15 protein-coding genes and 5 tRNA genes are annotated in these 17375 nt (G+C 58.1%); 13 read left to right on the forward strand and 7 right to left on the reverse strand.

What is annotated here, in order from left to right; all coding sequences use genetic code 11:
• The first annotated feature begins 561 nt into the window (after window positions 1–561).
• Window positions 562–927 (forward strand): histone-like nucleoid-structuring protein, MvaT/MvaU family, encoded by a 366-nt coding sequence (locus ACYZT1_RS10620; protein ID WP_462018887.1) that lies wholly within the window; start codon window positions 562–564, stop codon window positions 925–927.
• Window positions 928–1286: 359 nt separating this feature from the next.
• On the opposite strand, the gene ACYZT1_RS10625 is transcribed toward ACYZT1_RS10620, so the two are convergent.
• Entirely contained in the window at window positions 1287–1991 is a 705-nt protein-coding gene (locus ACYZT1_RS10625) for a murein L,D-transpeptidase catalytic domain family protein (protein ID WP_462018888.1), read from the reverse strand.
• 82 nt (window positions 1992–2073) lie between these two features.
• Between ACYZT1_RS10625 and ACYZT1_RS10630 the strand changes: the two genes are divergently transcribed.
• The gene (locus ACYZT1_RS10630) at window positions 2074–3813 is read left to right on the forward strand and encodes a L,D-transpeptidase family protein (protein WP_462018889.1); all 1740 of its coding nucleotides are present in this window, start codon (window positions 2074–2076) and stop codon (window positions 3811–3813) included.
• 146 nt (window positions 3814–3959) lie between these two features.
• Window positions 3960–5531: a sensor domain-containing diguanylate cyclase gene (locus tag ACYZT1_RS10635; protein ID WP_462018890.1), complete on the forward strand. Its 1572-nt coding sequence runs from the start codon at window positions 3960–3962 to the stop codon at window positions 5529–5531.
• Between the two features lie 68 nt (window positions 5532–5599).
• Here ACYZT1_RS10635 and ACYZT1_RS10640 read toward each other — a convergent pair whose 3' ends face one another.
• Window positions 5600–5902 carry a hypothetical protein gene (locus tag ACYZT1_RS10640; RefSeq protein ID WP_462018891.1) on the reverse strand — a complete coding sequence of 101 codons (303 nt, stop codon included), beginning with the start codon at window positions 5900–5902 and terminating at the stop codon, window positions 5600–5602.
• A gap of 169 nt (window positions 5903–6071) precedes the next feature.
• On the opposite strand from ACYZT1_RS10640, the gene xth reads away from it, so the two are divergent.
• Window positions 6072–6866 (forward strand): exodeoxyribonuclease III, encoded by a 795-nt coding sequence (gene xth / locus ACYZT1_RS10645; RefSeq protein ID WP_462018892.1) that lies wholly within the window; start codon window positions 6072–6074, stop codon window positions 6864–6866.
• 113 nt (window positions 6867–6979) lie between these two features.
• Window positions 6980–7807 carry an arylamine N-acetyltransferase family protein gene (locus ACYZT1_RS10650; RefSeq protein ID WP_462018893.1) on the forward strand — a complete coding sequence of 276 codons (828 nt, stop codon included), beginning with the start codon at window positions 6980–6982 and terminating at the stop codon, window positions 7805–7807.
• A 68-nt stretch (window positions 7808–7875) separates the two neighbouring features.
• Here ACYZT1_RS10650 and ACYZT1_RS10655 read toward each other — a convergent pair whose 3' ends face one another.
• Both ACYZT1_RS10655 and ACYZT1_RS10660 read right to left on the reverse strand, forming a co-directional pair.
• Window positions 7876–8193: a BrnA antitoxin family protein gene (locus ACYZT1_RS10655; protein ID WP_462018894.1), complete on the reverse strand. Its 318-nt coding sequence runs from the start codon at window positions 8191–8193 to the stop codon at window positions 7876–7878.
• Window positions 8183–8479, reverse strand: a complete 297-nt coding sequence (locus ACYZT1_RS10660; RefSeq protein ID WP_462019224.1) for a BrnT family toxin — start codon at window positions 8477–8479, stop codon at window positions 8183–8185. Before ACYZT1_RS10660 ends, ACYZT1_RS10655 begins: the two co-directional genes overlap by 11 nt.
• 255 nt (window positions 8480–8734) lie before the next feature.
• Between ACYZT1_RS10660 and ACYZT1_RS10665 the strand changes: the two genes are divergently transcribed.
• Window positions 8735–10252: a nucleobase:cation symporter-2 family protein gene (locus tag ACYZT1_RS10665; RefSeq protein WP_462018895.1), complete on the forward strand. Its 1518-nt coding sequence runs from the start codon at window positions 8735–8737 to the stop codon at window positions 10250–10252.
• A 147-nt stretch (window positions 10253–10399) separates the two neighbouring features.
• Here ACYZT1_RS10665 and ACYZT1_RS10670 read toward each other — a convergent pair.
• Window positions 10400–10475, reverse strand: a tRNA-Asn gene (locus ACYZT1_RS10670).
• Window positions 10476–10702: 227 nt separating this feature from the next.
• Between ACYZT1_RS10670 and ACYZT1_RS10675 the strand changes: the two genes are divergently transcribed.
• Entirely contained in the window at window positions 10703–10933 is a 231-nt protein-coding gene (locus ACYZT1_RS10675; RefSeq protein WP_462018896.1) for a hypothetical protein, read from the forward strand.
• Here the strand turns inward: ACYZT1_RS10675 and ACYZT1_RS10680 are convergent.
• Entirely contained in the window at window positions 10930–11139 is a 210-nt protein-coding gene (locus tag ACYZT1_RS10680; protein WP_462018897.1) for a hypothetical protein, read from the reverse strand. The two genes, ACYZT1_RS10675 and ACYZT1_RS10680, sit on opposite strands and share 4 nt — an antisense overlap.
• Before the next feature lie 130 nt (window positions 11140–11269).
• Window positions 11270–12466: an amino acid aminotransferase gene (locus ACYZT1_RS10685; protein ID WP_462018898.1), complete on the reverse strand. Its 1197-nt coding sequence runs from the start codon at window positions 12464–12466 to the stop codon at window positions 11270–11272.
• Between the two features lie 338 nt (window positions 12467–12804).
• Between ACYZT1_RS10685 and uvrB the strand changes: the two genes are divergently transcribed.
• The 6 genes from uvrB (at window position 12805) to ACYZT1_RS10715 (ending at window position 17255) form a co-directional block, all read left to right on the forward strand.
• The gene (uvrB, locus tag ACYZT1_RS10690; RefSeq protein WP_462018899.1) at window positions 12805–14820 is read left to right on the forward strand and encodes an excinuclease ABC subunit UvrB; all 2016 of its coding nucleotides are present in this window, start codon (window positions 12805–12807) and stop codon (window positions 14818–14820) included.
• A 122-nt stretch (window positions 14821–14942) separates the two neighbouring features.
• Window positions 14943–16424, forward strand: coding sequence for a glutamate--tRNA ligase (gene gltX, locus ACYZT1_RS10695; RefSeq protein WP_462018900.1), 1482 nt, complete (start codon window positions 14943–14945; stop codon window positions 16422–16424).
• A gap of 316 nt (window positions 16425–16740) precedes the next feature.
• A tRNA-Ala gene (locus ACYZT1_RS10700) sits at window positions 16741–16816 on the forward strand.
• Window positions 16817–16895: 79 nt separating this feature from the next.
• Window positions 16896–16971 (forward strand) — tRNA-Glu (locus tag ACYZT1_RS10705).
• Between the two features lie 53 nt (window positions 16972–17024).
• Window positions 17025–17100, forward strand: a tRNA-Ala gene (locus ACYZT1_RS10710).
• A 79-nt stretch (window positions 17101–17179) separates the two neighbouring features.
• Window positions 17180–17255, forward strand: a tRNA-Glu gene (locus ACYZT1_RS10715).
• The last annotated feature ends 120 nt before the right edge of the window (window positions 17256–17375 follow it).

Here is a 17375-nt window from a genome sequence, read left to right on the forward strand (position 1 = left end):
GGTGCCGTCGGCGGATGAAAGTGCTCCCGGACGCCATGGGCATCAAAACCGCGAATGCCGCCGATCGGGTAGCAGTGGCGGCCTCCCGGATGCGCGCCTCGGTGCAGGATGAACCTCGTCAGCATCCTCAGGGACATGTCCAACCCGCAACGGGCACGGGACGAATGGCGTGGTGCCCGGGGTGAATGGGCGATGCGACGGGATGATACTTGCGCCGGCACCCTGCAGGCGCCGGTAGTGCCAAGCAAATTCAGCCATCGTGCTGACAGTCCGGTGTCACACAATGCCGATAAAAGACAGGATAAACAGGACGATCACAACGGCGCCGACGATGTAGATAATGTTATTCATGGTTCGTTTCTCCAGTTTGACAGGGTTCTGACACGTTGGTGTCTACTACAACGGACAGCCTTGATGACGTTTCCGTTCCGTAGCTATCACTTGCAATGCGAGTGACGAGCGCACGTTGAAGGAATTACTTGCTGAGTTGGATTAAGTTAACTAAATTCAATCAGGTGCTTTTGGTGTACCGTCTGGTTACTAACCACATAGAGATTAATAATGTCCAAGCTCGCAGAATTCCGCCAACTCGAGAAACACCTTGCCGAACAGCTCCAGGCGCTCGAAGCCCTGAAGGGCGACGCGGGTCTGAAAAAAGAGATTGAGTTCGAGACCAAGTTGCGCGACTTGCTCGCCAAATACAGCTACAGCCTGAAAGATGTGATCAACCTTCTTGACCCGAAAGCGAGTCGTCGCGCCCCTGCCAACGAGCCGAAAACCGGTACTCGCAAGCCTCGTGAAATGAAGATCTACAAGCACCCTAAAACGGGCGAAGTGGTTGAAACCAAAGGCGGAAACCACAAAACCCTGAAGGAATGGAAAGCTGAACACGGCTCCGCCACCGTCGAGTCGTGGCTGACCAAGTAATTGGGATCTGCAAAAAATCGGGCCCTTCGAGGGCCCTTTTTATCGCCGTACATTTAATCAGCGACTTCGGTCCCGCTTCATCGCTCGGAAACGGAAACGTCCGCAGTTGGTCGTTTCAAGCGACTCACGAGTTCGCCACTTTGCAACTCATGCTGTACGAAAATCTTGAGAACGATCCTGGCGCCACATGGTCTGGTCGCAACCGAAGCCATGGGAAATCAACAGTGTTGCCGGACCATCACTACTGACTGTTACGTTGTTGCGATGTTGAAGGTCCAGGCTTGGGTTTCCCGGTCCAGCCAATAGTGTTTGGCCGTCTGCGGGAGTTTAAATAGTCCCGGCAGCAGGTCACGCTGCATTCAACGATGGGTCACTGGCCTGGAAGCTGAAGCCACGGTGCCGCTACCGCAATTGATATAGGACGAGGTTTTCAACCAGCTGTTATCCGGGTAATAGGAAAACAACAGTTGTCCGTCTTTCATCGAATCGATCAACTTGTGCGCGACCGCCGGTCGGACAGCCGGGCAACCGAGGCTACGGCCAATGCGTCCGTTTGCCCGGGCCAGCACGGGGCTGACGTAAGGCGCGCCGTGAATGACGATTGCGCGGTCAAACGCGTTGTCGTTGAAGCCCGGCTCCAGGCCTTCCATGCGCAGCGAATAACCGTTTTGCCCGACATAGCTCTGTTGCGTGCGGTACAAGCCGAGGCTGGTGGCAAAACTTTCATTCTGGTTGGAGAAATTCACCGCCATGTTTTCGCCGCTGTTACGTCCGTGGGCGACCAGTTCCTGAAACAGCAACTTGCGCTTTTTCAAATCGAACACCCACAAGCGTTGTTCGGTCGAAGGCAGGGAGTAATCAATCACCGCAAGTCTTTGCGCGGGAGCTGCGCCTTGGGCGACGCTGCATTGCGAAGCGCGAACAGCGAGGTAGATGACGTTGGCATTGGCTTTCGGCGCTGCTTTGATCAGAGCAGTCGCAAGCGAATCGGCGTAGGCTGACGCTCCAGACATTGCAGTCAGAAGCAGCGCCGGGAATACACAGCCAAAACGTAGTAGCGCCATATAGATGTCTCATCATGTTGAGTTCGAGTCTAGCAGTGCGTTGGAATGCCGGACGTTGAATGCGGGGAATTAAGGATTATCCATGGTGCTTTTAACAAGGTTATTCGTCATAAGCCGCGTTTTTTTTATGGGCTTTCTGATCAGCGGCACTGCGCTGGCGGGAACTTCGTCGATTGCGCCGACAATTTCGCCCAGCGTGTTATCGGCAGCCGCGCCTGACGACAGCGTTGGTCAAGCGATTCAGGCATCGCTCGAGCCGTTGCAAAGTGCCTTCCCGCCGCTGCTCACTGGACCGCGCCATCGACGTGTGGATGTCAGCCGACTGGTGCTGGATTTCTATGCTCATCGTGCCTATCGGCCGGCATGGACCCACGAAGGCGACATCGAGCAATTGATTACCAGTTTGCAGGCGACGGACATCGACGGTTTGACGCCGACGGATTTTCACATCGGCGAACTGGTTCGATCCAGATCGGCGTTGCAAGCCACACCTGCAACGGCGCAGCAGCAGGCGGCCTTTGATCTGGCGACTACCCACACGTTCATCAGCGCATTGATGCAGCTGCGGCGGGGCAAGGTCGATCCTGCACGTCTGGACAATCACTGGAATTTCGACGCAAACGGCGTCGATCCGCGTGACGATGTCAACGCTTTCTTCGCCGCTCTGGATAATCACGATGTAGCCAAAGCGTTCGCCCAGGCACCGCCGCAAGAAGCGGTGTATGTCGGCTTGCGCCAGGCCCTGGCACAGTTGCGTGATGTACGTCAGCGCGGCGGCTGGCCGAAAGTTGTGGTCGATCATTCACTCAAACCCGGCATGGACGAACCGGCCGTGGCGCAGTTGCGCGCGAGGCTGGTAGCTGCAGGCTTCCTCGATCCGCGCCTGATTCGCGGCACTCAATACGACGGTGCCGTGACCGCTGCGGTGAAAAAATACCAGAACGCGCAATATTTGAGCGCCGACGGCATGGCCGGCGCCACGACGCTGGCGGCGTTGAATGTGCCGGTGGAAGCGCGTATCGATCAGGTGCGGGTCAACATGGAGCGTGCTCGCTGGCTGCTTTACAAGCTTCAAGGCACGTTCGTCATCGTTGATATCGCGGGTTATAAAGTGGCGATGTACCGAGACGGTCAGCCTATATGGCGCTCTCGGGTGCAGGTCGGTAAAGCGGCGCGCAATACGCCGATCTTCCAGGCGCAGATCAGCTACATCACCTTTAACCCAACCTGGACGGTGCCGCCGACGATCCTCAAGGAGGACGTGTTGCCGAAGGTGCAGAGTAATCCCCATTACCTGGCGGCCCATCGCATACGCGTGCTCGATCGCGAGGGCAACGTGCTGGATCCTTCGACCGTCGACTGGAGCAATCCGCGTGGCATCAGGTTGCGCCAGGACGCAGGCCCGGACAGCTCGCTGGGGCAAGTGGTGATCCGTTTCCCTAACGATTACGCGATTTACCTGCACGACACCCCGCATCGCGAGCTGTTTTCCCGAACCGTTCGCGCGACCAGTTCGGGCTGCATCCGGGTAGAGAATCCGCTGCAGCTGGTGGAGTTGCTGTTCAACGATCCGGTCAAATGGAACAGCGCCGGTATCCAGAAGCAACTGGCCAATGGCAAGACGCAAAACATTCAGCTGCCGGTAAAAGTCCCGGTGTTGCTCGCTTACTGGACAGTCGACATGGGCAGCGACGGGCGAGTGGCGTTCAAGCCAGACGTGTACGGTTACGATGCGCCCGTGCTGCGCGCATTGAATCGACCTTCAAAAATGCCGGTGTTGAATTTGCAGGCTGCGACTGCGGTTGGAGGCGCCCGCCAATAAGAGCACGCCGCTTTTGAGGCCGGCATCGCTGGTAGTGGTGAGCAGCGGTTGCAAGGGCTATTGCCGTGCGCCTTGGCGTACACTAGGCGCGCCAATTACAAGAGTATTGGGCCTTCGCCCATGCCGTACTCCTGCAGGACGAGCTTTTGCCTATCTCTCCAGACGATCCGCGCCACGCCACCGGTGGCGCATTGAAACGGCTGCCGCTGCGCAAGGCAGCGGTACTGTTTGTCGTCGTTGTGTGCCTGTGCCTTTGTGGTCTGTTGTACCTGCAACTCGAGCAGTCGCGTCGGCACGATCTCGCGTTGGCTGAAGAGGACTCTTCGAACCTCACACGCGCCATGGCCCAGCAGGCTGAAGACACCTTCATGAAAGCCGATCTGGTGCTGACCAGCCTCGCGGACTGGATTCAGGAAGAGGGCTTCAACGATGCGCAAAAGCCACTGTTACGCAAAACCTTTGCTCGCCGCGTCCAGGCACTGAGCCAACTGCACGGGGTGTTCCTGTTCGATCAGAATGGCCAGTGGGTGGTGACCTCGTTCGGGGATCTGCCGCGCGGTACGGGTGTCCACGACCGTGAATATTTCAAATATCACCAGCAAAACGTCTCATCCATCGCGCACATCGGCCCGGCCATTCGCAGCCGCCAAAACGGTGAATGGATCATCCCGGTTTCCAAACGGGTAAACGACAAAGCCGGCATGTTTCAAGGCGTGCTGATGGCCGGCATCAAGATGTCGTATTTTGACCAGTTCTTCAAAAGCTTCAGCATCGATAACGAGGGCTCGATGTTCCTCGCGCTCAGTGACGGCACATTGTTGGCGCGACGCCCATTCGTCGAAGCGCAGATTGGCAAGTCGTTGGCCAGTGGCGAGATGTTCACCAAATACCTGGCGGGTGCGATGTCGGGCAACGCGATGATTGCTTCCGTGCTCGATGACACCGTTCGTCTGTATGGCTTCCGTCAGCTCGATGCTTATCCCGTGGTGGTCTCGGCCGCTTCATCCAAGGACGCAATACTCAAGGACTGGTACGCCACCGCGTTTCATTCCACCGTGATCGTCGCGCTGGTCGTGCTGGGCGTGGGTTTGTTTGGCTGGGTGTTTGTGCGTCAGGTGCGCGTGGGCGAGCGCATCGAGAAAGATCTGCGCGAGGCCCAGGAAGCGCTGAAGCTGATTGCGGACCAGGACAGCCTTACGGGTCTCGGCAATCGCCGGCTGTTCGAGCACGCGCTCGACATCGAGTTCGGTCGAGGCGCTCGGCACACGACTCCTTTAAGCCTGATCATGCTCGACATCGATTACTTCAAACGCTACAACGATGCCTACGGACACGTCGCCGGCGATCACTGCCTCGCGCAAGTCGCCAAAGTGGTCAAAAGTTGTTGCCATCGGCCCACGGACCTCGCCGTACGCTATGGAGGCGAAGAGTTTGCTGTGTTGCTGTCAGATACCGACATCCACGGTGCGATGGCCATTGCCGAACAGATTCGACGCAGCGTCATGGCGCAAAACATTCGCCACCGCGGCTCTCCGAACGGGTTTGTCACGGTCAGTCTTGGTTGCTACGCGTTTGTGCCGACGGGACTCGACGACAAGGAAGTGTTCATCAAACGCGCAGACGCTGCGCTGTATCAGGCCAAACATTCGGGACGTAATCGCTCGGCGGTGCTGTCGATGGAAGGCGCTGTCGAGGCGTTGATGCGCTCGGACCGTTAAGCGGTTATTGCGGTGGTTTCATTCAGGAAAACAGCCGATGTTGTCTGTCATCGGCTGTTTTTGCGCGTTCAACTGCCCGTGCCACCGCCAGCTCCACCAGTGCCGCCACCCGCTGCGCCCGTTCCGCCGCCTGCGCCGGAGCCGCTGGTGCCGCCGCTTCCGCCGGCTGGGGGCGGAGGTGTCGGATTGACACTGCCGTCGGTGTTCGGACGTGGGGGAGCGCTCGGGTTGGGGGCTGTGGTAGAACCGCCGACCGAGCCGGATTTGGTGCCGGTGGCATCTGCACCATCACCAGAACCTGCAAATGCAGTCACGGAAGCTGCACAGAGCAGACCGGCCAGAAGCAACGGCGTGATTTTGATGTTCATCATCGTTCGTCTCCAAAGGTGAGTCGTTACTTCAGTTTGGTGTCGCCGGCGAGGAGGTTGGTGCCCATTGCGTGACGAGTGGTCGTCTGCGACGCGGCAGTGCGCCAATCAACGCAACCACCGGAACACGCCGAGGTCACACAATGATCATCCTCGGCAGGAGCGCTGACCTGTGAAGAATCTGCGAATCGCAACGTTCAACGTCAATGGCATGCGTGCCCGGCTGCCCAATCTGCTGGCGTGGCTGGAGCGCGAGAAACCGGACATTGTCTGTTTGCAGGAACTGAAATCGGTGGACGCCGCGTTCCCTGCAGCCGAAATCGAGGCTGCCGGTTATGGTGCGATCTGGCAGGGGCAAACGTCGTGGAACGGTGTAGCGATTCTGGCGCGTGATGCGCAACCGCTGGAGAGTCGCCGAGGCTTGCCCGGCGATGACAGCGACACCCATAGCCGCTACATCGAGGCTGCGGTGCATGGCGTACTGGTGGGCTGTTTGTACTTGCCCAACGGTAACCCGCAGCCTGGGCCGAAATTCGACTACAAGCTGGCGTGGTTCGAACGGCTGATCAGCTACGCGAAAGATTTGCAGAGCAGTGACCACCCGGTGGTGCTGGCGGGCGACTACAACGTGGTGCCCACCGACATGGACATCTACAACCCGCGATCGTGGCTCAAGGACGCGCTGCTGCAACCGGAAAGCCGCGAGTGCTACCAGCGCCTGCTGGATCAGGGCTGGACGGATTCCTTGCGGCATTTGTATCCCGAAGACCGGCTCTACACGTTCTGGGATTATTTCCGACAGCACTGGCAGAAAAATTCGGGGCTGCGCATCGATCACCTGCTGCTTAATCCGGCGCTGAGTCCCTACCTGCACGAAGCGGGCGTCGACGCGTGGGTGCGCAATGAACCGCATGCCAGCGACCATGCACCGACGTGGATCCGTTTGGGCTCGCGCAAGCGTCGGTGAATTCGTCGAGCGGCGACGATTGCTTAAATCAATTGTCGTGCCCGGCAGCTGTTGCTTTATACATGGCGACCATCGGCAGAGCGATCCGCGGTTGCCTGTATAAGGACCGATTCATGAACGAACCACGCCTGAGCCATCCTGAGCTGTACCTTCAACGCCTTGGATTCGAGGCGCCGCCACCGCCCACACTGCAGACTCTGCGTCAGCTGCAATTTCGCCATACCAGCGTTTTTCCTTTCGAAAACATCAATACCCTGGCGGGCGTGCCGGTGCTCATCGACCTGCCATCGATCGAGCAAAAACTCCTTCAGGACGGTCGCGGTGGCTACTGCTACGAGCTCAACGGGATGTTCTTTGCGCTGCTGCAGGAACTGGGTTTCGACGTGCGCGGCATCACCGGCCGTGTCGTCATGGGGCAGCCCGAAGGCGCCTGGACTGCGCGCACGCACCGCCTGAACCTGATCGTTCTGGAGGGCGTGCGTTACATCACCGACGTCGGGTTCGGAGGCATGGTGCCCACGGCGCCACTGCTGCTCGACACTCTGGAAGAGCAGGCGACGGCGCATGAGCCTTACCGAATCGAACAGCACAGCGACGGCTACACCCTGCGCGCCAGGGTCGCCAATGAATGGCGAGCAATGTACATCTTCGACCTGCAACGTCAGGAAGAGGTCGATTACGCCGTCGGCAACTGGTACGTCTCGACCTGTCCGCAATCCTCCTTCGCCAGACAACTCATGGTGGCACGAACGGGGGAGGGCTGGCGCCGCACGTTGAACAACGGCAGCTTCGCGATTCACCGGACAGGCCAGGAAAGCGAGCGCCGTGAGATCACCGATCTGGATGAATTGGTCGCAGTGCTAGCCCGTGAGTTCTCCATTCGATTGCCTGATGATGCACAGATCAGAGGTGCGCTGGAAAAATTGCTCATGTCCGCTTGATGGTGGACTGGGTGTCGGCAGGATTTTGGCCATGGGTGATATTCACACCAAGGTATCGGGCTGCTCGTTTATGGGTGAGCATCCTGCTCCATCAAGCGATGAATCTCAGCAACGGCGTCGTTCAATTTTTTCTCCAGGCTTTTAAGCTCGGGATGCGTAATTCCCGCCTTGAGGTGCGCTGTCTCCATGTTTTTGCGTTTCTCGCCAAGCAAGATCCGCCGCAAGTGGCCGTTTATGACGGTTTGATAGCCCAGCCCCTCACGCTCAGCCTGTGTTCGAGCTGCTTCCAGAACGGCGTCGTCCAGCATGATGGTAATGCGGGTCTTGCCTTTGCTATTCGCAATGGCGCCGCGCTTCGCCTCGCTGAAATCGTATTCATTTTTCATAGGTTAAAACCTCCAGGTACCGCTGACGTTCTGTTTTAGTAGCGAGGCGGGCGGAAATAACCCGAACAAAATTCGGGTCGCGGTAGGTATAGGCCACCACCAGCAAGCGACCTCTCGCGTCCATTCCGACAATGACCCAGCGCTGTTCGTCGTGATGATTATCCTGAAGCGTAAGCGCTTGCTCATCGTGAAAAACCGGTTCCGCCTCGGACAGGCTGACGCCCTTGACCTTGAGTTTGTTGGCTGCATTTTTCCCTTTGTCGTACTGAATCTCGAATGACATTATTATGCATATTCTATATGTATATGAAAGGGGCGACCCTACCGATGGTCACCAGGAACCTTGAAGCTTAGTGGGCGTTATCGAGTGAATAGCGGCAGATTTATTGCAAGGTGTTGTAGCGCGCTGAAAGCGTTACTCAGGGCCGATTGGAACGCCTGTTCATAATTTGACTGGGTAGTTGTATACAACTCTATAGACATTTGTCGTGAGTCTTGCATACAGTGTGCGCATAACAAAAAACCAGGGAACCCCCCAATCATGAAAACGCCCCATGTTTCACACCAACGACCTGAGGACGAAAACCTCGGGGTCGGCGCGAATATGGCTTACGGCCTGCAACACGTTCTGACCATGTACGGCGGCATTGTCGCGGTGCCATTGATTATCGGCCAGGCGGCCGGGCTGTCACCGGCGGACATCGGTTTATTGATTGCTGCTTCATTGTTTGCGGGGGGCTTGGCGACATTACTGCAGACGCTGGGCTTACCGTTTTTCGGCTGTCAGTTGCCGCTGGTGCAGGGCGTGTCGTTCTCGGGTGTCGCCACCATGGTGGCGATTGTCAGCAGCGGCGGCGAGGGCGGGTTTCAATCGATTCTGGGGGCGGTGATTGCCGCATCTCTAATCGGATTGCTGATCACGCCGGTGTTCTCGCGAATCACCAAGTTCTTCCCGCCGCTGGTCACCGGCATCGTCATCACCACCATCGGCCTGACGCTTATGCCGGTGGCTGCACGCTGGGCCATGGGCGGCAACAGCCAGGCGCCAGACTTCGGCAGTATGTCCAACATCGGTTTGGCGGCAGTGACGCTGATGTTGGTGTTGTTGCTCAGTAAAGTCGGCAGCGCGACCATCTCGCGCTTGTCCATCCTGCTGGCGATGGTCATTGGAACGGTGATCGCGGTATTCCTCGGCATGGCGGACTTTTCTTCGGTGACGCAAGGGCCGATGTTCGGTTTCCCCGAGCCGTTTCACTTCGGCATGCCGACCTTTCATTTCGCCGCGATTCTGTCGATGTGCATCGTTGTCATGGTGACCTTGGTAGAGACCTCGGCAGACATCCTCGCGGTCGGTGAAATCATCGAAACCAAGGTCGACTCCAAACGTCTGGGCGATGGTCTGCGCGCCGATATGCTGTCCAGCATGATCGCACCGATCTTCGGCTCCTTTACCCAGAGTGCCTTTGCCCAGAACGTCGGGCTGGTGGCGGTGACCGGGATCAAGAGCCGTTTTGTGGTAGCCACCGGCGGTCTGTTTCTGGTGATACTCGGATTGCTGCCATTCATGGGCCGGGTGATTGCTGCCGTGCCGACCTCCGTACTCGGCGGCGCCGGTATCGTGCTATTCGGAACAGTGGCGGCCAGCGGCATTCGCACGCTGTCCAAGGTCGATTACCGCAACAACGTCAACCTGATCATCGTCGCCACTTCTATCGGTTTCGGCATGATTCCGATTGCTGCGCCACACTTCTACGATCAATTCCCGAGCTGGTTCGCGACGATTTTCCATTCGGGCATCAGCTCCTCGGCGATCATGGCCATCGTCCTGAACCTGGCTTTCAACCACCTGACTGCCGGCAACTCGGATCAACAGTCGGTGTTTGCGGCAGGTACCGAACGGGTGCTGCGCTACAAGGATCTGGCGGCGTTACGCGAAGGGGATTATTTCAGCGAAGGCAAACTGCATGATTGCGACGGCAAGGAAATTCCGGTGGTGGAGCCAGACACCGGGCATGGCGAGCCGCGGGCTTTGCATGTGAAAAGCAGTGAGCACGTGTAACGGCACCACCAGGTGTTAAACAATGATCGCTCGCAGGCTACCAAGCCTTCGAGCGACTTTCTTGATCAAACGACAGCCCTTGATCAAACGAAAGCCACAAAAAAGCCCCTGAATCTTTCGATTCGGGGGCTTTTCGTTATTGCTGTCTGGCTCCACGACCTGGACTCGAACCAGGGACCCAGTGATTAACAGTCACTTGCTCTACCAACTGAGCTATCGCGGAATGGCGTGTATGTTACTGATTCAAAAAGAGAAGTCAAGCCTATGTTTTCTGTTGAGCCAATTTGGCAAGACGGGCGGCGGTTTATCAGCGATTGGCGGTTACCAGAAAGGCACGAGAGGTCTACCATGGTCGCCCGGCAGCGGTTACACGCGCTGCCGGCCATTCGCCGAAAAGGTACGCGTCATGACCCACCTGTTTTCCACACCTTGCCCTTGCGGGGTGTTCGCATGAGCATCGCTCAAATCAGCTTGCCAAAAGGCGTAGGTCCGCACGCCGAGAAACTGCTCGATGCAATCACTCAGGCCGGCACCGCTGACGAATTGAATCGTGCAGGCGGCAAGGCCGAGGGTTTTGTCCTTGGTCTTGAAAGTGCCAAAGCCATCAAAAGCCAGATTGCAGAATCGCTGTATGTCGTTTATGACGATGCCGCCAGCCAGCGTGCAACCGAACTGGCTTAACCGCCGAACGTGACGGTGGCCAGCATCAATTTGTTGTAAAGCAGCGTGGCGCCCAGTTGCACCAGCCACAAGGCCAGACCGCCGAGAAACACGCCGGTGGCCACTTGCATCACCAGGCTGGTGCTGCGTTTGGCCGGCGTGCGAGGGATGAAGTCGTCGTGGTGATCGAGGTCGTCGCGCTCGGCGCGCAGGTCATCGTTTTTCATGGCAATTCTCTGAAATAGCGGAAACACGCGTGCAGTCTAGAGCGGCAGGCTGGCCCGCCGCTGAATTATCTGAAACAAATAAAAAACGGGAAGCCATCCAGCTTCCCGTTTTTGCGTCTCAGCAAGCGACTCAGATCACCGCAACGATAGCCTTGGTCACCGCATCGATGTTGCTCTGATTCAGCGCCGCCACGCAGATGCGGCCCGTGTCGAGGGCGTAGATGCCGAACTCGCTGCGCAGGCGGGTCACTTGCTCAACCGTCAGGCCGGAGTAAGAGAACATGCCGCGTTGACGGCCGACAAAGCTGAAATCGCGATGCGGGGCATTGGTCGCCAGCAGATCGACCATCCGGGTGCGCATGCCACGAATGCGCAGGCGCATTTCGGCCAGTTCCTCTTCCCACTGAGCGCGCAATTCCGGGCTGTTCAGTACGGCCGCGACGATGCTTGCACCGTGGGTCGGCGGGTTGGAGTAATTGGTGCGGATCACGCGTTTGACCTGCGACAGCACGCGCGCGCTTTCTTCCCTGGATTCGCTGACGATCGACAGCGCGCCGACGCGCTCGCCATACAGCGAGAAGGATTTCGAGAACGAGCTGGAGACGAAGAATGTCAGGCCCGATTCGGCAAACAGGCGCACGGCAGCAGCGTCTTCGTCGATGCCGTCGCCAAAGCCCTGATAAGCCATGTCGAGGAACGGCACGTGACCTTTGGCCTTCACGACTTCCAGCACGTTTTTCCAGTCCGCCGGGCTCAAGTCCACGCCGGTCGGGTTGTGGCAGCATGCGTGCAGCACGACAATCGATCCGGAGGGCAGGGCGTTCAAGTCTTCGAGCAGGCCTGCGCGGTTCACATCGTGGGTCGCGGCGTCGTAATAACGGTAGTTCTGCACCGGGAAGCCGGCGGTTTCGAACAGCGCGCGGTGGTTTTCCCAGCTTGGATCGCTGATGGCCACAATGGCGTTTGGCAGCAACTGCTTGAGGAAGTCTGCACCGATCTTCAATGCGCCGGTGCCGCCGACGGCCTGAGTAGTGATAACCCGGCCAGCAGCAATCAGCGGGGAGTCATTGCCGAACAGCAGTTTTTGCACGGCCTGGTCGTAGGCGGCAATGCCATCAATTGGCAGATAGCCACGGGAGGCGTGTTGAGCGACGCGAATCGTCTCGGCTTCGACAACGGCGCGCAGGAGTGGAATTCGCCCCTCCTCGTTGCAGTAAACACCGACCCCCAGGTTGACTTTGCTGGTACGGGTGTCGGCGTTAAATGCTTCGTTGAGGCCCAGGATTGGATCGCGTGGTGCCATTTCGACAGCTGAGAACAGGCTCATTTTTGCGGCGGCTCTGAATGGGGAGTGGAGGGACGTGTCGCGCTCCAGCCGAATGCACTAGAGCGGTGCACAAACGGGGAGCTAGTATAGAGGCCATTCCTGATCGATGGCGACAGACGTTTCCGTTTTTACTGCAAGTTTTCCCGTTTATTTTTCGACCGTTCCTCGATTGCTCACGTCAAAGACTTCAATGGATGTAGGACATTTGCCTTGAAAGCGCAGGCAATCGGCTCCACATTGAGATGAATCCAGTTTTTTCCTCGGGCGATCTCGGTCGTTTGCGGTCTTTCTCGTTCCCGTCCGGTTTAACCATGCGGGAATGAACCCAGAGGTATTTCATGTCTGAATTCCAGCTAGTCACCCGCTTCGAGCCTGCCGGCGATCAGCCGGAAGCCATTCGCCTTATGGTCGAAGGCATCGAGGCCGGGCTGGCGCACCAGACGTTGCTCGGTGTGACCGGTTCGGGGAAGACCTTCAGCATTGCCAACGTTATCGCTCAGGTTCAGCGCCCGACGCTGGTATTGGCGCCCAACAAGACCCTGGCCGCGCAGCTATACGGCGAATTCAAAGCGTTCTTTCCGAACAACGCCGTCGAGTATTTCGTTTCCTATTACGATTACTACCAGCCGGAAGCGTACGTGCCGTCCTCGGACACCTTCATCGAGAAAGACGCCTCGATCAACGACCACATCGAGCAGATGCGTTTGTCGGCGACCAAAGCGTTGCTGGAGCGCAAAGACGCGATCATCGTCACCACGGTGTCCTGCATCTACGGTTTGGGCAGCCCCGAGACATATCTGAAAATGGTCCTGCACGTTGATCGTGGCGACAAGCTTGATCAACGTGCCTTGCTGCGCCGTCTGGCTGACCTGCAGTACACCCGCAACGACATCGATTTCGCTCGCGCTACCTTCCGGGTGCGCGGTGATGTGATTGATATCCACCCGGCAGAATCGGATTTCGAAGCGATCCGCATCGAGCTGTTCGATGACGAGGTGGAAAGCCTGTCAGCGTTCGATCCGTTGACCGGCGAGGTCATTCGCAAACTGCCACGGTTCACTTTCTACCCCAAAAGCCACTACGTGACACCGCGCGAAACCCTGCTCGGCGCCATCGAGGGGATCAAGGTCGAATTGCAGGAGCGTCTCGAATACCTCCGCTCCAACAACAAACTGGTCGAAGCCCAGCGTCTGGAGCAGCGCACCCGTTTCGATCTGGAGATGATCCTCGAACTGGGTTACTGCAACGGCATCGAAAATTACTCGCGCTACCTGTCGGGCCGTGCCTCCGGGCAGGCGCCGCCGACGCTGTTTGACTACCTGCCAGCCGACGCGCTGCTGGTGATCGACGAATCGCACGTCAGCGTGCCGCAAGTCGGCGCCATGTACAAAGGCGACCGTTCGCGCAAGGAAACGCTGGTGGAATACGGCTTCCGGCTGCCCTCGGCGCTGGATAACCGGCCGATGCGTTTCGACGAGTTCGAGGGCATCAGCCCGCAGACCATTTTTGTCTCGGCCACGCCCGGCAACTATGAGGCTGAACACGCCGGCCGTGTGGTCGAGCAACTGGTGCGTCCGACTGGCCTGGTCGACCCGCAGATCGAAATTCGCCCGGCACTTACCCAGGTCGACGATCTGCTCTCGGAAATCACCAAACGTGTTGCGCTGGAAGAACGCGTACTCGTCACCACGCTGACCAAACGCATGTCTGAAGACCTTACCGATTACCTGGCCGATCATGGCGTGCGCGTGCGCTACCTGCACTCGGACATCGACACCGTGGAGCGGGTCGAAATCATTCGGGATCTGCGCCTTGGCACGTTCGATGTGCTGGTGGGGATCAACCTGCTGCGCGAAGGTCTCGATATGCCGGAAGTTTCGCTGGTGGCGATCCTCGATGCCGACAAGGAAGGCTTCCTGCGTTCCGAGCGCTCGCTGATCCAGACCATCGGCCGCGCGGCGCGTAACCTCAATGGCCGGGCGATTCTGTACGCCGACCGCATGACCGGTTCGATGGAACGGGCGATCGGTGAAACCGAGCGGCGTCGCGAGAAACAGATCGCCTTCAACCTGGCCAACGGCATCACGCCCAAAGGCGTATTCAAGGATGTCGCCGACATCATGGAAGGCGCCACCGTGCCGGGTTCGCGCAGCAAGAAGCGCAAAGGGATGGCCAAAGCCGCCGAGGAGAGCGCCAAATACGAAGCCGAACTGCGCTCCCCGGGGGAAATCGCCAAGCGCATCAAAGCGCTGGAAGAGAAGATGTATCAACTGGCCCGGGATCTGGAATTCGAAGCCGCAGCGCAACTGCGTGACGAGATTGGCAAGCTGCGGGAGCGGTTGATCGAGGTCTGATCACCAGCATCTGCTGCTCGGCGGTGGGCGGGAACTTTGCTTAAATCCCTGCCTCACTGGAGCCCGGCCCGTCACGCCTGTTACCATTCGCGCTTTGTTTTATCTTCATTCCGAGATTTGCCATGACCACCGTCCGCACGCGCATCGCGCCATCGCCTACCGGGGACCCCCACGTAGGTACCGCTTACATCGCTTTGTTCAACTACTGCTTTGCCAAGCAGCACGGTGGCGAGTTCATTCTGCGGATCGAAGACACCGACCAGGTGCGTTCCACCCGTGAGTCCGAACAGCAGATTTTCGACGCTCTGCGCTGGTTGGGCATCGACTGGAGCGAGGGTCCGGATGTCGGCGGTCCGCACGGTCCGTATCGCCAAAGCGAGCGCGGCGACATTTATCAAAAGTACTGCCAGCAACTGGTCGAAATGGGCCATGCCTTCCCGTGCTTCTGCACCGCCGAAGAACTGGACCAGATGCGCGCCGAGCAACAGGCGCGCGGCGAAACCCCGCGTTATGACGGCCGTGCACTGCTGCTGTCAAAAGAAGAAGTCGCCCGTCGGCTGGCCGCTGGCGAGCCACACGTGATCCGCATGAAGGTGCCGAGCGACGGCGTGTGCGTGGTGCCGGACATGCTGCGCGGCGACGTCGAGATCCCGTGGGATCGCATGGACATGCAAGTGCTGATGAAAACCGACGGCCTGCCGACGTACTTCCTCGCCAATGTGGTCGATGACCATTTGATGGGCATCACCCACGTGTTGCGCGGCGAAGAATGGCTGCCTTCGGCGCCGAAGCTGATTCTGCTGTACGAGTACTTCGGCTGGGAGCAACCGGAGCTGTGCTACATGCCGCTGCTGCGTAACCCGGACAAGAGCAAACTGTCCAAGCGCAAGAATCCGACGTCGGTAACATTCTACGAGCGCATGGGCTTCATGCCGGAAGCGATGCTCAACTACCTCGGCCGCATGGGCTGGTCGATGCCGGACGAGCGCGAGAAATTCTCGCTGCAGGAAATGGTCGACAATTTTGACCTCAAGCGCGTTTCTCTTGGCGGGCCGATTTTCGACATCGAGAAACTGTCGTGGCTCAACGGCCAATGGTTGCGTGATCTGCCGGTGGAAGAGTTTGCCTCGCGTCTGCAGACCTGGGCGCTGAACCCGGAATACATGATGAAAATCGCCCCGCACGTGCAGGGCCGGGTTGAGACCTTCTGCCAGGTCGCACCGCTGGCCGGGTTCTTCTTCGCCGGTGGCGTGAATCCGGATGCCAGCCTGTTTGAGTCGAAAAAGCTCTCGGGCGATCAGGTTCGCCAGTTGATGCAGCTGATTTTATGGAAGCTGGAAAGCCTGCGTCAGTGGGAGAAGGACAGCATCACTGCGACGATTCAGGCAGTGGTGGAATCCCTCGAACTGAAGCTGCGTGACGCCATGCCGCTGATGTTTGCTTCAATCACCGGCCAGGCCAGCTCGGTTTCCGTGCTGGATGCGATGGAAATTATCGGCCCGGACCTCACGCGTTTCCGTCTGCGCCAGGCCATCGATTTGCTCGGTGGCGTGTCGAAGAAGGAAAACAAGGAGTGGGAAAAATTGCTGGCGAACATCGCCTGATCTCACTCGCTGCCACCTGATTAGACCGTTCCCATGTAGCAGCTGCCGCAGGCTGCGTCGGCTTGCCCGGCAACCCCTGGCTGGCGCGCCACGACCTGCTTGAAAGGGCGGGGGGCCTGTAAGGCGAGCGCTGCGCACTCGAACGTCCGAACGCGGCACGAGCCTGCGGCAGCTGCTACAGGGAACGCATCGCCCCGAGATTACGGGGGCGGGCGGTAAGTGATTGTTATGTCGGCAAAAAACTTTGGAGATTGTTAAAAATAAGTTTGACACACTTCTAAAGCGCCATTAAGATTCGCCCCGTCCTCAGCGATGAGGGGCTTTAGCTCAGCTGGGAGAGCGCCTGCATGGCATGCAGGAGGTCAGCGGTTCGATCCCGCTAAGCTCCACCAATTTACACTTCAAGGTCTGGCCACACGGGTCTTGAAGCGATCAACACTCAGCGTTGATCTGTTGTATAGAAGGGTTTACGTCCCCTTCGTCTAGTGGCCTAGGACACCGCCCTTTCACGGCGGTAACAGGGGTTCGAGTCCCCTAGGGGACGCCAGTTTTACAGAAGCGATGTTGCAGTATGTCGCTCCGCCGCGAGGCGAAAAATCCGGGGCTTTAGCTCAGCTGGGAGAGCGCCTGCATGGCATGCAGGAGGTCAGCGGTTCGATCCCGCTAAGCTCCACCAATTTACAGTTCAAGGTCTGGCCACACCGGCCTTGAATCGATCAGTTCTCAGCGCTGATCAGTTGTATAGAAGGTTTTGCGTCCCCTTCGTCTAGTGGCCTAGGACACCGCCCTTTCACGGCGGTAACAGGGGTTCGAGTCCCCTAGGGGACGCCACGATTACCCGCTCTGCGGGATTTTATAAGGGTCATTCAATTATTGAATGGCCCTTTTGTTTGTCTGGCGTTTGGCCAAATCCCTCCGTTCTCTCAAACTGTGCTTCAGACCAGCGGTCAC

The sequence above is a fragment of the Pseudomonas sp. PB3P13 genome (assembly GCF_054897735.1).

Bases quoted from the DNA above. Each gene is read 5' to 3' on its own strand.
- ACYZT1_RS10625 (WP_462018888.1), bottom strand. From the start codon at position 1,991: ATGGCGCTACTACGTTTTGGCTGTGTATTCCCGGCGCTGCTTCTGACT.
- ACYZT1_RS10640 (WP_462018891.1), bottom strand. From the start codon at position 5,902: ATGATGAACATCAAAATCACGCCGTTGCTTCTGGCCGGTCTGCTCTGT.
- gltX (WP_462018900.1), top strand. From the start codon at position 14,943: ATGACCACCGTCCGCACGCGCATCGCGCCATCGCCTACCGGGGACCCC.
- ACYZT1_RS10675 (WP_462018896.1), top strand. From the start codon at position 10,703: ATGAGCATCGCTCAAATCAGCTTGCCAAAAGGCGTAGGTCCGCACGCC.
- ACYZT1_RS10630 (WP_462018889.1), top strand. From the start codon at position 2,074: ATGGTGCTTTTAACAAGGTTATTCGTCATAAGCCGCGTTTTTTTTATG.
- ACYZT1_RS10665 (WP_462018895.1), top strand. From the start codon at position 8,735: ATGAAAACGCCCCATGTTTCACACCAACGACCTGAGGACGAAAACCTC.
- ACYZT1_RS10685 (WP_462018898.1), bottom strand. From the start codon at position 12,466: ATGAGCCTGTTCTCAGCTGTCGAAATGGCACCACGCGATCCAATCCTG.
- ACYZT1_RS10680 (WP_462018897.1), bottom strand. From the start codon at position 11,139: ATGAAAAACGATGACCTGCGCGCCGAGCGCGACGACCTCGATCACCAC.
- uvrB (WP_462018899.1), top strand. From the start codon at position 12,805: ATGTCTGAATTCCAGCTAGTCACCCGCTTCGAGCCTGCCGGCGATCAG.
- ACYZT1_RS10620 (WP_462018887.1), top strand. From the start codon at position 562: ATGTCCAAGCTCGCAGAATTCCGCCAACTCGAGAAACACCTTGCCGAA.
- ACYZT1_RS10655 (WP_462018894.1), bottom strand. From the start codon at position 8,193: ATGAAAAATGAATACGATTTCAGCGAGGCGAAGCGCGGCGCCATTGCG.
- ACYZT1_RS10650 (WP_462018893.1), top strand. From the start codon at position 6,980: ATGAACGAACCACGCCTGAGCCATCCTGAGCTGTACCTTCAACGCCTT.